At 42.5% G+C, this 14679-nt stretch carries 12 protein-coding genes; 4 read left to right on the top strand and 8 right to left on the bottom strand.

All coding sequences use genetic code 11. From position 1 onward, the window contains the following. Positions 1–278 precede the first annotated feature (278 nt). From nadA to WAZ74_RS04345, 3 genes are all read left to right on the top strand, one after another. Positions 279–1418, top strand: a complete 1140-nt coding sequence (gene nadA / locus WAZ74_RS04355; RefSeq protein WP_422306173.1) for a quinolinate synthase NadA — start codon at positions 279–281, stop codon at positions 1416–1418. A gap of 1 nt (position 1419) precedes the next feature. Next, positions 1420–3318, top strand: a complete 1899-nt coding sequence (gene nadB, locus WAZ74_RS04350; RefSeq protein ID WP_422306171.1) for an L-aspartate oxidase — start codon at positions 1420–1422, stop codon at positions 3316–3318. 76 nt (positions 3319–3394) lie between these two features. Beyond that, positions 3395–4297, top strand: coding sequence for a phosphatidate cytidylyltransferase (locus tag WAZ74_RS04345; protein WP_422306169.1), 903 nt, complete (start codon positions 3395–3397; stop codon positions 4295–4297). 30 nt (positions 4298–4327) lie between these two features. Here WAZ74_RS04345 and WAZ74_RS04340 read toward each other — a convergent pair whose 3' ends face one another. The 3 genes from WAZ74_RS04340 to WAZ74_RS04330 are packed head-to-tail and all read right to left on the bottom strand — an operon-like array spanning position 4328 to position 9170. Next, the gene (locus WAZ74_RS04340) at positions 4328–5209 is read right to left on the bottom strand and encodes an SDR family NAD(P)-dependent oxidoreductase (RefSeq protein WP_422306167.1); all 882 of its coding nucleotides are present in this window, start codon (positions 5207–5209) and stop codon (positions 4328–4330) included. After that, positions 5209–6396, bottom strand: coding sequence for a patatin-like phospholipase family protein (locus WAZ74_RS04335; protein ID WP_422306165.1), 1188 nt, complete (start codon positions 6394–6396; stop codon positions 5209–5211). The genes WAZ74_RS04340 and WAZ74_RS04335 overlap by 1 nt, the downstream gene beginning before the upstream one ends. A gap of 14 nt (positions 6397–6410) precedes the next feature. Next, entirely contained in the window at positions 6411–9170 is a 2760-nt protein-coding gene (locus tag WAZ74_RS04330) for an alpha/beta fold hydrolase (RefSeq protein WP_422306163.1), read from the bottom strand. Between the two features lie 274 nt (positions 9171–9444). Between WAZ74_RS04330 and WAZ74_RS04325 the strand changes: the two genes are divergently transcribed. After that, entirely contained in the window at positions 9445–10356 is a 912-nt protein-coding gene (locus WAZ74_RS04325) for a lysine exporter LysO family protein (RefSeq protein ID WP_422306160.1), read from the top strand. 45 nt (positions 10357–10401) lie between these two features. Here WAZ74_RS04325 and WAZ74_RS04320 read toward each other — a convergent pair whose 3' ends face one another. The 5 genes from WAZ74_RS04320 to WAZ74_RS04300 form a co-directional block, all read right to left on the bottom strand. Beyond that, positions 10402–11124: an OmpA family protein gene (locus tag WAZ74_RS04320; RefSeq protein WP_422306158.1), complete on the bottom strand. Its 723-nt coding sequence runs from the start codon at positions 11122–11124 to the stop codon at positions 10402–10404. A gap of 78 nt (positions 11125–11202) precedes the next feature. Continuing rightward, positions 11203–11859: an OmpA family protein gene (locus WAZ74_RS04315; RefSeq protein WP_422306156.1), complete on the bottom strand. Its 657-nt coding sequence runs from the start codon at positions 11857–11859 to the stop codon at positions 11203–11205. A gap of 63 nt (positions 11860–11922) precedes the next feature. Beyond that, positions 11923–12507 (bottom strand): OmpA family protein, encoded by a 585-nt coding sequence (locus tag WAZ74_RS04310; RefSeq protein ID WP_422306153.1) that lies wholly within the window; start codon positions 12505–12507, stop codon positions 11923–11925. Between the two features lie 11 nt (positions 12508–12518). Further along, on the bottom strand, positions 12519–13217 hold the full coding sequence (locus tag WAZ74_RS04305; protein WP_422306151.1) for an OmpA family protein: 699 nt from the start codon (positions 13215–13217) through the stop codon (positions 12519–12521). 37 nt (positions 13218–13254) lie between these two features. Beyond that, a complete protein-coding gene (locus WAZ74_RS04300; protein ID WP_422306149.1) occupies positions 13255–14559 on the bottom strand; it encodes an FAD-dependent oxidoreductase in 1305 nt (434 codons plus the stop codon). Positions 14560–14679 lie beyond the last annotated feature (120 nt).

Here is a 14679-nt window from a genome sequence, read left to right as displayed (position 1 = left end):
ATTTGGTGAATTAACTCTCAAAAACCGTAACTTTAACAATAATACTTAGTATAGCGTAAATGGCATTTTGAATACTGTTTCACCATCATAACGGCTATCCATTTATTTAATATGAATAGCGTTAAAAATAAATTCTACAAAAAATCCTTGCACTTATGCTCAAAATGAGCATAATTAAAACACTATATTTTATTCGCTGTTCTAATCTGTTTTATTTTTCTTACTTATAGCAGTTAGCAGCGTAATTATTATCGCTATCGTATTGAAGGCTAGTCTTTATGAAAACTTATCCTTATGACGCTCCCTTATTAAGTGCTGATAAAAGCAGTGCTATCAAGCTTAATATCGAATATGCCAAAGCCAAGATGCCGGCTGATTTACCACGCTCTGAACGACTCAAAGTTGAAGCTAATATTAAGCAGCTGCTAAAAGATAATAATGCGGTGTTGGTCGCGCATTATTATGTAGACCCTTTTATTCAAGATTTGGCATTGGCAACAGGCGGCTGCGTGGGCGATTCGCTCGAGATGGCACGCTTTGGTCAAGCGCATAGCGCCCAGACGCTAGTGGTCGCAGGCGTACGCTTTATGGGTGAATCGGCTAAAATACTAAGTATGGAAAAAACAGTATTGATGCCAGATTTAGAAGCGGAATGCTCACTTGATTTGGGCTGCCCTGCCGATGAATTTTCCGCCTTTTGTGATGCCCACCCTGAGCGTACTGTCGTCGTTTATGCCAATACTAGCGCAGCAGTCAAAGCACGCGCTGATTGGGTCGTAACTTCATCCGTTGGCATTGACATTATTCGTCATTTGCACGCGCAAGGCGAGCCTATTATTTGGGGTCCTGACCGTCATTTGGGTAAATACATTGCGGCTGAAACTGGTGCAGATATGTTGTTATGGCAAGGCTCATGTATGGTGCATAATGAGTTTAAAGCAACCGAGCTTGAGCAATTAAAAGCAGAATATCCAACAGCGAAAGTGTTGGTACATCCTGAATCACCCGATAGTGTCGTACAATTGGCTGATGTGGTCGGCTCAACCAGTAAGCTCTTACAATCAACCTATGAGATGGACGCGGATACCTTTATTGTCGCCACCGACTTAGGTATCTTGCACGAAATGCAAAAGCGCTCACCAAACAAACGCTTCTTAGCAGCACCGACGGCTGGCGAAAGTGCCAGCTGTAAGAGCTGTGCTTTTTGTCCATGGATGGCGATGAATGGCCTGCAAGGTATTGAGCAGTGCTTGACGAAGCATACTGGTGAGGTGACCATGACGCCCGAGCTGGCAGCGGCAGCTAGAAGACCATTACAACGCATGCTTGATTTTGCTGAATCACAAAAACAGCGAGTAGCGGCGAGTGGAGATATCGTCAAAGACCGCGCATTGTTTGCAAATGTTGGGGCTGCCTAATATGAGTAATACACTCAAAGCTGATATGACAATGAGTACTGCTGATGATATCAAACAAGCAGATGTGCTTATCATTGGTGCTGGGCTTGCTGGTTTAAGTACCGCCCTTGCTTTGCCACCGTCGCTAAGCATTACGGTATTAAGCAAATCAGCGCTTGAGGTCTGCTCGAGCCATTATGCGCAAGGGGGTATCGCCGCAAGTTTGGATAAAAACGACTCAGTTGCCGATCATATCGCTGATACATTAATCGCTGGCGCAGGATTGTGTGCAGTGGATAATACGGCAAGCATTTTAAGCGCTGGACAACAAGCTGTCCAATGGCTATGTGAGCAAGGCGTACCCTTTACTCAGATTCCGCAAGAGAATGATGGGCAAAACTACAGCGCAAAATCTTTAAATGAACTACAGACTACCGATTTGCATTTAACCAAAGAAGGCGGTCATGGCTGTAGACGCGTCGCCCATGCTGATGATGCAACTGGTCGGCATATTATGGAAGCGTTGACTATAAAAGCTCAAGCGGCTGATAATATTACTATACTGCCCTATCATGAAGCGTTAAGTCTTTTAAAAGGCCAATGCCAAGGCGCACTTATTTTTGACCATAATACTCAATGCCAATTGACCTTTCATAGTCGTGCAGTCGTGCTCGCCAGCGGTGGTTTAGGTCAGTTGTTTCAACGAGCCAGCGCGCCCAACGTCTGTGTTGGTGACGGCGTCATGATGGCATGGCAAGCTGGTTGCCGCTTGGCAAATTTAGAATTCATTCAATTTCATCCAACCGGTCTAGCATTGGGTGATAGTAGCTTTTTGATATCTGAAGCCTTACGTGGTGAAGGTGGACACTTGTATTGTCCAAAAACGGGTAAGCGCTTTATGCTTGATATTGATACGCGCGCTGAGCTGGCACCGCGAGATATTGTCGCTCGTGCAATCGCTGAGCAGATTAATACTAATGGTCTTGATTACGTGCATCTCGATGTTAGTCACTTGCCAGCAGAGTTTCTAAGAAGTCATTTCCCTGATATTTATCAAACACTATTAAAGCTAGGTATTGATATCACTACTGACCCTATCCCCGTTGCGCCTACTGCTCATTATAGCTGCGGCGGTGTGGTTACCGATGCCAATGGCATAACTGATGTGGCAGGGCTTTATGCGGCTGGTGAAGTCGCTTATACAGGTCTACATGGTGCAAACCGCTTGGCGAGCAATTCATTATTGGAATGCGTGGTAGTTGGGCGCAATATTGCCGCTGATTTGCCGCGCTATTTGACCGTAATAGAAAGTTTAGATAGTGCTGATTTTTATAAAAACTTAGACTTATTAGCGCCTAAAGTTTGGACAACACCAACACTTAAAAACACTCAAGTGATTACTTTGCTTTCCTCTACCTCATCTTTATTTACTGCTAACCATTACAATAATCATGACGCTAATATTAATATCTCTAATATTAATGTCGCTAAAATAACAGCAAAATTAAAAACTCTGATGACGTCCAATATGGGTATCACCCGCAATGCTGAATCATTAGAACAAACACTGATACAAATACAACAATGGCAGCAGCTGCTTAAAAATACTACGCCAACCCAGTCAAATAATAATGCAAAGAATATCAGTGATACAAACAGCGTTATGACCGCTGATAAACTTGCACATTTTCAACTAGCAAGACAATTACAATTAGCGACTTTAATTGTCCAGTCTGCTGATCAACGTTTTGAAAGTCGCGGCGGACATTATCGAAAAGACTATCCCAATCTAACAACCACGCCCCGAATCAGTGTGATTGAACCATTATCAAATTTGCAAGAGGCTAGCATTGATTGGTTGGTTCAGCCTATAATCAATCATACAGAAGCTAGAGTGCCAAAAGCAGTTGCTAACGTTTAATAGCGGTTTAGGATTGCCGCTCTAACCATTTCTAAACGGCTACTTGCCGTTCTCTATCTCTTAAAGTGCTGAGTATATGGCTACCGATACGCTATTTGTTATTGGACTCATGATGGTGGTCAGTCTGACATGGGGTACGCTTGCGATACCACGTCTACGCAAACGCCTACCAAAGATTTATCTGATAACACGCTCTTGGTGGCTGATGTTAGCCGCACTCTGCATCTGTTATTTGGTTGCCAAAATAACTCATAATACTCAACAGTTTCAATCTGCAACGCAATTTCAGTCTCACCCTTATCAATGGCTGCTCATTACCTTTTTTATCTTAATCGGTCTGCGTGGTAGTTATGAAATCAAACGCATATGGTGTCTAGCTAGCAAATCAAGGCTTATTCGCAAACTCCAAGCGCGTGGCTTGCAAGAAAAATCCATCTCTACTGACAAAAACTCAAAACCCACTTACTTTTATAGCCGTCTAAACGTATTAGATCTACTGTTTAGTGCTGCTTTTATTGCATTGATTATTAGCCTAATTGCATTGCAACAATTAGCGTGGCAGCGCGAGCAATATGGGGTGTTATTGTTTGTATTATTCGCCAGCCAGTTCAATGACATTGCTCAATATCTATGCGGACGATTGCTTGGAGGTAGACTATTTCAACGTGGTCTGGCGCCGAATGTTAGCCCAAATAAAAGCATCGAAGGTGCTATTTTTGGCAGCTTTTTTGCTGCCGTACTGGCGTCGTTACTCGGTATTTGGCTGACGCCTCTTGATTGGTTATTAGGTTTATTGGCAGCCTATGGTTTGGCGGTAAGCGGTATCGCTGGCGATTTATTAGAATCGGCCTTTAAGCGTCAGCACGGGGTAAAAGATACTGGTACTTTGCTTGCCGGGCATGGTGGCGTACTTGATAGAATAGACAGTTTATTGCTTGGTGTACCATTATTTACCTTAGCCTATTGGCTACTTGGTTGAATTCAATAAAGCTATATTGTTTGAGTAAAACTATTTATTTTTATCCAACTTACTGCGTAATATGAAATTTAGTAAAGGCTTGGGTAAATAATTTAGTGCGCGAGTAATATACTGCATAGAGCGTGGAAATATCGCCAGCTCAATATCCTCGTCAATCGCTTGCATAATATGCTCAACCGCCATTTGCGTACTGATGATAAATGGCTTATGACTGGCATCGCCATCATTCAAATCACGCAACGCTTGGGTATTAATATAGCCTGAGGCGATACAGTTCACTTGGATATCATAAGGCGCAAGTGCAAGTCGATAAGCACTGGCAGTCGCAATCATCGCGCTTTTGCTTTTGGCGTAGAGACTGGCATAAGGATAATCCATCATACCTGCGATAGAGGCAATACAAATGAGGCTTGGCCTGCTAATTTCCGCAAGATCTAGCGATAGATTTTGAAGCTTTTTTTGATACTTTAACTGCTCAGTCGCCCATCTAAAAACCTGCTCAAATGCTTGCAAGTTAATCGCCAGCATTTTATCGCTGTCTGCATGGTTTAGCTGACGAATACGCTCATTAGTATAACTACCCGCACTATAGATTAGCCTTTGAAAACTTATATCCGACAAGCTATCTAATAATTTTTGAGTTTGGGCACTATCCGTTAAATCGCAATTATAAGTTACGATATTAGGATACTGACTATTGATAAGGTTTATCTTCGTTGCACTATGGCCGACCACACTCACTTGCCAGCCAAGCTGCTGATGGTGAAGCGCCAATGCCAAACCAAGACCGCTTGTACCACCAATAACGATAAGATGTGGTGCTACATTAATATGAGCAGCTACATTTTCCTGCGCAGATGAATGATTAGTACAGTCGAGTAGCATCATATTTTCTATTATAGGCTCTGTCATTATAAGCCTTGCTGCTGTATATAGTCAGCTGTACGCTGATAGCCATACTGCCATTGCGCTTGCATCTGCTGCACAAAACCATCGTAGTCACTGTGCATCAGCTCGATTGTCATTTGCTTCATATTAAAGCGCTTTTGCACGTGTTGCCCTACCAGTTGTTGACCGTTATCAGCAAATGGTAACCAATGTAGCTGACTGCTATTCTCAAAATTATCTTGATATGACTCAGTATTTAGTAAAAAGCCATGTACCTGTGCCAAACGCTGATTGGGGTCAAAACCAAAAACGCGTTGAATAGCAGGCGCAGCGAGCCATGAATCATAACCTGCCTTGGTCTCTGCAAATACCGTTTCTGCCAATTGGCAAGCCAACTCAATGGGCGTGAGATTAATCACGCCACCCAAGCACCAGCCAAGCTCCTCAATATGTGTTGGCGGTAGATAATACATATCTGCCATGGAAGCGCGAATCGCTGCAGAAAAATCCCACTGGCTCAGTATTTTAACAGACGGATGTATGCGTTCCTCAGCAAATACGTGCGCAGGTGATCGCATTTTTTTATCAGTGAGTTCTGATAAAAAAGCTGTCAAACGTGGCGGTGCAAATAGCAACTCTTGGAGCTTTAATGGATGGTTAGACGAAATGAGGGTAGCAGGCTTTTGATAAAGACGGCTGGCAATGATAGCTATCTCTGGGTTGGTAGAATTAAACTGACTATTGTCATTTTTGGTAAAAGAAAAACCAGATAGATCATCAAGCCATTGCACCTCGTTATCGATCCGAAACATAGCTAATTGCTGCAATTCATCTAATAACTGCTCGTAACTATCGGCTTGCTGCTGTGCTTGCCGTTTAGATAGCTGCCTTGATGAGCGCCAACGTTTGAGTGCATGAGTCATATAGCGTATTTTTAGACGTCTACTGGCTTCATCTGGCGACACATGCCTGATTGCGCTAATAACATGATACAACTCGCGGCTACACATCAATTGCTGCAAGTCTTTGGGGTCGGACGCGAGCTGTACTAAATAGGCTGATAAGCTACCACCACACGTACCAATGATAATATCGGGCGTTAAATCGTGAGCCACTAGTGCCGCATAGCTCCCTAAATAATAACCCAAACGTGAGCCACCGCCTGAAAAGAGCTGCACACGCTGATAAGGCTTTATACTGTTATTACTCATTAATTATTCATCTATCAATTATCATCGATTGTTGTGGTTTTAATCGCTAATGAGACGGTAAAGATACCGAACTTATCGATACGCATTGCGACCTTTTTAAAGCCCACACCCTCAACCAATTGATCCATTTCAGCTTGTGAACGACAGCGCATCACCCAACTGCTACCGCGATGATTATTTAAAGTTTTGCTGATAAATTCCTGCTCAGGGTGCCACGGCTGATTGGTATAAAGTAAATAACCCCCAGCTTTTAAACTGTCGTAAATACCCGCCAAAGCTGTCGCTGGTAGCGTGTTGTCAGAAAATAACTCAAACACACCAGAGGCAATGGCGATATCAAATCCTTCATCGTTAAGATTTTTAATATTGTTACTCTCTGTCTGCGCATTAGCATAGCTTGCACAATCAAAGGCATCTTTCTTACAAGTGGTTACTCGACTAGAGACTCCTAAACGCTCTGCTTTTGCCTGTAATGCTTGGATATTATGGATCTCATAATCTCGTAGCTCAGCATGCAAATCCTCAAACTCTGTCAATAAATCAAACGCATAAAAGCCATGTCCACTGGCGATATCCAGTAATTTTGGCTGGTATGGCTTATCAGGGCTGTTTTGATTAACTTGGTTTTGATTAAATTGGTTTTTATTGGCAAGTTTAATATCGGCGAAGGCTTCACGTGCCAGCTCAAGTATGTGCTCACGGCGAATACGAATACCTTGCCAGCCGACATTATTGAGATAAAACTTATCGACTGCTTGACCAAATTTATTCTGACCACTTGGCTGATTATAATAAACATGATCGAGCGAATGACCGGAGTCAAAGCCATGCTCAAGTCCCGTGGCAATAGCTTCGCTAACATGACCGAACTTTTGCATGGCAAACCGTGTAATCGCAAAACTTGGATTAAACGGTTTAATTGCTAAGCGATCGACCTTGTCTTTACTGGCACTATTAAGATGCGCTGCACTCAAATCAGGCGCTTGTACTGGCGTGCTGAATACTTGCTCAGCGAAATCAAGACAGTCAGCAAAGACATCTGCTTTATTAGTCTCATGAAAGATGGCATGGTAGCTATCGGGATACAGCTGCCAACGCTTCACAAGCGTATTAATTGCCTCATAAAATTGACGCTCAGCCTGCTTATCGACCACGTAATCCTTACCGGCACATAATACAAATGTCGGCACAGTAATAGCGCCGGCATCATCAAGCAAACGTTGACCAGTCGCATGGGTGTCGATAAGCAAGTCGGTTGAGATACTATTTGATATCAGCGGGTCGGCATTATAGGCTTGCTGTGCTTCTTTATCGTGGGTCAAGACTTGCGCTTTGACATAACTACTAACGCGTGACATCAGACCTAGCGTACGCGCTACCTTTAATGACGGTATCGCAAAGGGCATATACAAGCGAATGCTCAGTGCGGGCGTACCGAGTATCATGCCACGAATATTGGGCGCATAATCATGTACCCACGCTGCCGCTAACACCGCGCCAATACTACTGGCAACGATTAAAGTATCGTCAATGGCAATACCCGTCTGTCCAATAACCATTTGCACAAAATCATTTAAATCACGCTCAAGTTGAGTGACACTCTCCGCGTGGTCTTTGATGCCACCCGAGCGCCCATTACCACGCGCATCCCAAGCAAATACTTGATAGCCAGCTGCGGCAAATTGCTGTCCTAGCTCTGCTAATCGTCCTGAATGCTCGTGACCACGGTGCAATAAAATAACTTGGCGTCGTTGCTGTGGCTGGTTGGCTTTTTTTATGTCAACTAAAGGCATCGTTAGCCAATAGCGATAATAAATAGCGGTGCCATCGTAAGCGTTATAGCAGCTTTCACCATTTATAACAGCCTGTTTAGATAAGTCGGAATTATTGGTTACATATTTTGGCGCATCTTCATTATTTGTAGGAAATGGTGACATTATTTTGGACTCCAAAAAGGAAGTTTTATTAGAGGCACTATGCAAAAAGGCAGGAGAAGTAAGGCCGTCAAACTTTGTATAAAATATATTTGATTGCTGCTTTGATTGAGAGCTTGATAATATATTTACTGTCGATCTAAGTTCAGGTGGCTGACGCGTCAAGTATAAACTTACCATATAGCGTAAACGGTTCAGACAAGTCTTTATTAACAACGCCTCTGTCAATAAGCATAACTGTCTTATTCTTATCGGAGATAGAGATAACGGAGCTTTACTACCCATAAAAACCCCAAACACACCAAGCATAAAAGCCCGATCACTTTTACCTAACGGCCCTTGGTTTGCCCGAATCTTTAGAAATACATCGCTGGTTATAGCCAACAGCTCAGTACTCATACTTAGCGCAATAAGGTTAATAATATGGCGCTGGCTAGCAAGTGAATTATTAACAGATGGTTTATTAGCAGATAAGGTGCTTGTTGACACTTGTGATTCGTTATTAGCGACATAAGGCGCAAGACTTGCTATAAACGCCGCATCAGCCACGATGTCACCAACTTCATTAAGCACCGCGCCAAGCGTTGATGCTTGCCCATGCTCACGCGCCATCATGCCATCAATTGCATTAAGGCCCATGCGTATAAATAATGATGAAGGTAATAGTAGCCATAACGCCTGATTATCTTTCGCTGGCTTAGCAATCACATAAGCTGTGCCAACACTCAGTAATAGCGCTGACACCGTCACTTGATTTGCCGTACACTTTCGCTCAACCAGCGCATCGCTTAGCGGTCGTAGTTGGTCTTGAAATTGGGTTTTGAGCTGATACAGTGACATGATGCTCGCCAGATATCTTAGTGATTGGGTGCTTGGATGCTTAAGTGCTCTCTTAATGTAGCAACAAATATGCGTCAGGTAAATACTTAAGCGATATGAGCAATTTAACTTGACTCAAATTAAAGTATTTATACAATATCACGGCACGTTTGCCACTTTTTGCTGATGAATTTTATCTGCTCATATCAGTATTATTACTCTGATATGTTACAATCTCGCCTTCTTAAAAAAGCCTTTCTAAAACGCTTTTAAAAAATGCCGCGAGCCCCTCAACATGCAAAGCTTAGTTACCCTTGTTTTGGTTTTAATGCCAATGTTTATTGGCTTTGCCATTCCATCTAATCCAACCTTGACTAAAATTGCCGATAAAGGCTTGTCTTATTTGGTCTTTATTATTTTAGGCTTGATTGGTATTGAGCTGGCGCAAGTTGAAGGGCTTGGCAGTCAGATAGGTGAAATCGCACTTTACGTGACTATATTGTCGATATTGACAATTGGATCGGGTTTATTTGGGCTTATGTTATTTGACCGCCTGCGCCCGTGGCATGCCAAAAAGCCAAGTGTCAAATCTAAAGAACATCGCGTTAGTATTCGCGGCAGCCTTACCCAAGTTATTTGTGTGGTGATAGGCTTTGTGATCGGCTACTTCTTGCCAGCCGATTATATACCGCCTGAAAACACCATGACGGTCATGCTAATGATATTAATCTTGCTGGTTGGCATTGGTCTAAAAGGTTCAGGCATTACGCTCAAAGAAGTGCTGTTGAATAAACGCGGCGTTGAGATGAGCATTATCTTTACGCTTGCGGTGTTAATTGGCGGGCTTATCTTTGCGCTGCTGTTTAGCGATGTCTCTTGGACAAAGGGCTTGGCGTTGGCGTCAGGATTTGGCTGGTATTCGCTATCAGCGATTGTAATGACCGATGCTTACGGAGCGATTTGGGGAAGTGTGGCGTTATTTAATGACTTGATACGTGAGTTCTTTGCGTTGATATTTATCCCCGTTTTTATGCGTAAATATCCGTCTGCTTCGGTTGGACTTGGCGGCGCAACTAGCTTGGACTTTACCTTACCGATTATTCAGCAATCAGGTGGTCTAAAGGTCGTGCCGTTAGCGATTAGCTTTGGCTTTATTATTAATATTGTCGCACCCGTGCTGATGGTGGTGTTTTCGGCGTTGGGGTAAGGTTGAAATTTGATGATTAACAGTCATTAACCATCACTTGCACCGTTATTCAAATAATTCACAGTACTTGCCATATTCACCATATTTTCTAGTATAAGAAACATATTCAAGATTCTCTAAGTCATGTACTTCACTGCTCGCCATTAAAGTGGCGCGGCGCTGTTTTGCCTCAAGACCTTTCATATTAAGTGCTTTAAAACTAGGGTTTATATAATCTGTCTCTTTAACCAATAATTTATTTGAACACTCATAAGTACGGATACGCTTAGCATCAATATTATGTTGCAAAACTAAAGTATCTTTGATGATAAGCGCTCGATTGCGCGATAAAGCATCGAAACTAAGAGTCGCTAAAGCATCTTCATCAATTTCATTGGTAGCTGCATGACCAAAAATAAAAACACTAGCTTCTGGATGCTCGTTGATTTTTTCTGCAATTTTTACAAATTCTGCATTATAAATAGCAGGTAATTGACTGCTCATTGGCGGAAAGAATCCACTAAACTCCATCTCAAGTGCCTCGCCTCCCTCAATTATTATTTCACAGCCTTTAGCATCGACTACTATGTTAGGTCGCGTTTCAGAGCATTCGTCGATGGCATCAAGTACCCCATCGCCATCTAAATCGCTATCTGCTTGCATCGTTCTGATATTTTCATACTGAGGTGTGGTTTTGGACGGTATAATTTCGGTAGTTTGGCAGCCAGCTAATGTTATAGATGCTACTAGTAGCAATAAAGTGCGATGATTTTTAATGGTCATTATCATTATTATTCTCTTCCAATATCCACAAAACTATTTTTTATTTATGTTGAGCTGACAGACATTTATTAATAAAGACTCTCTTTAAAATTCAACGCAGATGCCTGCTTTTAAATTGCTAGGATAGTCATTGCCTTCTTGTTCTTCAGGTTCAGTTAATAAACCATAAACCCGGCGATTAACGGTCATACCCTCTTGAGTATCATTGGGTGCAATAGGTGCTCTAGCCTCACAATTTAGAGTCGTTAAACGACTAGACTCTATGCCGTGTTTTAATAAAAGATAGTTTTTGACCATCAGCGCTCTATTTTTGGCTAGCGTATTTGATTTAGCTATCGAATCACCATCGTAGATTTCATTTTCTGAGATACTGCCTTCAATACGCATCGTAGAAGTAGTATGTGTGTTCATTATTTCACCAACTTTATCCAGTTCAACCTGATACTTTGGCGACAGCTCACTACTACCTTTTGCAAAAAAGGCGCGATACTCCATTTTTAGACCTACCCCAGGCATCGTAAAAGGGCAGCCTCTGTCATCTACTACTACGTTTTCTGGTGTGCTTGGACATTGATCTAGCTCATCAGGTACACCATCGCCATCTGTATCTACGCTCAGCATTAATATTGGCATTGGCGCTGTCACTATGTTATCAATCGCTAGTTTTGGCGCAGTTTGACACGCTGATAATGCCAAAGCACTACAAAGAGTAGTACTGACTAAATATAAAATTGCTTTCATATCAACGTCCTTTTTCAATTATCACATATTATTTATTTTCAATCTTTTGAAACGTTCAATATATTACTCAACATTGCTAATAAGCGCATAAATACGCTGGTTGAGCCAACTATTTTCGGCGTCATTTGGCGCAATCGGGCGATCTGAACCATAATAAGAAGTTTTGATACGATCAGGATCAATATTATATTTCATGGTCATATAATTTTTAATCCCTTCCACACGGTATCTTGATAATGTTTGATTGGCACTATTGTCTTCACGCTTGGATATATGCCCCTCGATATGCATAACAGCGTCCAAATGATCTTGCATTTTTTTGCCTGCGTTATCTAGCTGTTCGTAATACTCACTTTTTATCTCACTGCTATTTTCATCATAGTAGGCTCTAGCTTCCATCCTAAATTCGTTTTCACCAAAAAGTAAGGAATGCGGACAGCCCCTTTCATCTATCACCATGTTATAGGGAGTGCTTGGACATTGATCTAACTCATCAAGCACACCATCGCCGTCGCTATCCAAATTAACCAGAACCGTTGGCATATTGATAGTTTGACTTGTTTGCTTAGACAAGTCGGCGGTTTGACAGGCGGATAATGTTAAAGCGCTGATTGAAATGACAAGCATACTTCTTAATAGCATATTCATAACTGATACCTTTAAAATTGCTGACAGAATTCTTTATAGTACGTGAGTGATTGCTCATTACCACCGCCCGTATAAAAATCATCTGCCTTTAACGCTTTACCATAAATACGCTGGTTCATTGATCTACCTTCCTCAGTATCGTTAGGTGCAATCGGCATATTATCGGCGCAATCAAACGTATAGATTTTATCAGAAGCTATATTTCTCTTAATCAAAGCGCCTTTTATCGCCTGTGCACGATCACGTCCTAATTGACGTTTATAAACTTTTGCTTGATTCATTTCTCCGTCTATCTCCACTGATGTCTGCGCAGCTTCAAGCTTAGAGGTATGACCAGACAAAACTACTACTAGCTCAGGGTCGCTATGCATTTTTTCCGCTACTTTTTCCACTTCTGGCAAGTACTTCGTTTGCAGCTCATTACTATTATGCTCAAAGAAAACTCGTAGCTCCATCATAAAATTACCTATTAAACTCACCGCTATTGGACAGCCATACTCATCCGTTACGACGCTTTTAGGAGTGTTTGGACAGTTATCGATAATGTCAGGGACGCCATCATTGTCTGTATCTGCAAGTGGCTCTATCAAGACTTTAGGTGCAATATATACTTTTTTATCTGTTACGGTAGTTACTGGTGTGGATTGGCAGGAGGCTAAAATTAAGCTCGCTATTAAAACGCCTATCGTCATCCATGATTTACTTTCCATACGCCATCCTTAGTTCATCTAAACAGTTAGTTAAACCCTAAACCCCACTCGCCTGCTTAGCAAACAACCGCATCAACGGTTTAATTTTGCTAACGCGATACATACCTTCATTACGAATTTGTTGGATAGGACGCAATTGAGCCAGCGAGCCCGCAAACAGCCAGTTAAGCGCCGAAAAGCTGTGCATCATCAGACTGTTATGCGGACGGCGCAAACGCTCATAGCTACGCAAGGTTTGATTGGCACCCCAAAGCGTACTGCCACTACGGTTATAATCATGAGCCAATTGTTTGCTTAATGCTTTTACATCGAGCATACCTAGATTTAACCCCTGTCCCGCAAGCGGGTGCACCCCATGTGCAGCGTCACCAATCAATACCAAATTATCCGCAACATAAGTCTTTGCTTGCTGCGCCGCTAGCGGAAAGCTTGCGATTGACTCAATTTTATGGATAGCCCCAAGCTCATAATGACTGGCAGCAGCCAATTTATCAGCGATATATCGTGGGTGTTCTTCTATCAACGCCAATGCCTGATTGCGTGGTAGTGTCCATACAATCGACTGCCAATGCTGTGGATTTGCTTTGTCTTCATCAGTGATATCAGCGAGCGGCAATAATGCTAACGTACCAGTAGGTAACATGGCTTGACGAGCAGTAGCTAGATGCGGCTTTTCGGTTTGAATGGCGCAGCAAATTGCCGTTTGATTATAATCGAGCACATCTAGCTCAATGCCAGCTTGCTTGCGCACAAACGAGCCACGACCGTCAGCACCGACTACTAAACGCGCATCAATGACAGTGTCATTATCCAACGTCACACGGTAGCCTTGCGTTGCACCCAGCCAATCCATATCAATAACTTTTTGACCATCGATAACGGTTAAATATTGACTGACATCAGGCGCTGATAAACGCTTCCATAAAGCGTATTCAATGACGGCTGGCTCAACCATGCTACCGAGCATTTTTGGCTCAGCATTACCGCTGTTATTAGCAACATTATTATTACCATCAGGACTGACGTTGGAGTTACCACTCTCGCCAAACAATAACTCACCCATACCGTTTAGCTGCCACACTTGCATCTGTGAATAATCAGCTTTGCGACTTGACGCTGCTATCTTTTGCCAGGCACCAACTTCTTTTAATAATTCAATACTGGCAAGGCTAAGCGCATAAACACGCGCATCTCGTTGCCCAAGCACCTGCTGCCAATCAGCCTCGCTACGCTCAGGGCGCGCATCAATCAGTGTTACCGGTTTATTATCTTGTGCCAGTTTAAGGGCAAGCGTTGCACCGACGATACCGCCACCAATAATCAGCGTATGGTTATTTTTCATAAAACATCCTTTGTATGGCTATTTATGCTATCCGCTCATCTTTATCGCAGTTAGCAACAGCTTAAATGTTGGATTATTTTTAGTAATTTCTCAAATAATTAACGAAACATCACTTCTACG

This window comes from Psychrobacter sp. (assembly GCF_049295055.1).
GTDB lineage: Bacteria > Pseudomonadota > Gammaproteobacteria > Pseudomonadales > Moraxellaceae > Psychrobacter.
The sequence above is the reverse complement of the archived record's forward strand: the minus strand, read 5'-3'. Positions and strand labels throughout refer to the sequence as shown.

Excerpts from the sequence above, each read along its gene's own strand:
- nadA (WP_422306173.1), top strand. The coding sequence starts at position 279 with ATGAAAACTTATCCTTATGACGCTCCCTTATTAAGTGCTGATAAAAGC.
- nadB (WP_422306171.1), top strand. The coding sequence starts at position 1,420 with ATGAGTAATACACTCAAAGCTGATATGACAATGAGTACTGCTGATGAT.
- WAZ74_RS04345 (WP_422306169.1), top strand. The coding sequence starts at position 3,395 with ATGGCTACCGATACGCTATTTGTTATTGGACTCATGATGGTGGTCAGT.
- WAZ74_RS04340 (WP_422306167.1), bottom strand. The coding sequence starts at position 5,209 with ATGACAGAGCCTATAATAGAAAATATGATGCTACTCGACTGTACTAAT.
- WAZ74_RS04335 (WP_422306165.1), bottom strand. The coding sequence starts at position 6,396 with ATGAGTAATAACAGTATAAAGCCTTATCAGCGTGTGCAGCTCTTTTCA.
- WAZ74_RS04330 (WP_422306163.1), bottom strand. The coding sequence starts at position 9,170 with ATGTCACTGTATCAGCTCAAAACCCAATTTCAAGACCAACTACGACCG.
- WAZ74_RS04325 (WP_422306160.1), top strand. The coding sequence starts at position 9,445 with ATGCAAAGCTTAGTTACCCTTGTTTTGGTTTTAATGCCAATGTTTATT.
- WAZ74_RS04320 (WP_422306158.1), bottom strand. The coding sequence starts at position 11,124 with ATGATAATGACCATTAAAAATCATCGCACTTTATTGCTACTAGTAGCA.
- WAZ74_RS04315 (WP_422306156.1), bottom strand. The coding sequence starts at position 11,859 with ATGAAAGCAATTTTATATTTAGTCAGTACTACTCTTTGTAGTGCTTTG.
- WAZ74_RS04310 (WP_422306153.1), bottom strand. The coding sequence starts at position 12,507 with ATGAATATGCTATTAAGAAGTATGCTTGTCATTTCAATCAGCGCTTTA.
- WAZ74_RS04305 (WP_422306151.1), bottom strand. The coding sequence starts at position 13,217 with ATGGAAAGTAAATCATGGATGACGATAGGCGTTTTAATAGCGAGCTTA.
- WAZ74_RS04300 (WP_422306149.1), bottom strand. The coding sequence starts at position 14,559 with ATGAAAAATAACCATACGCTGATTATTGGTGGCGGTATCGTCGGTGCA.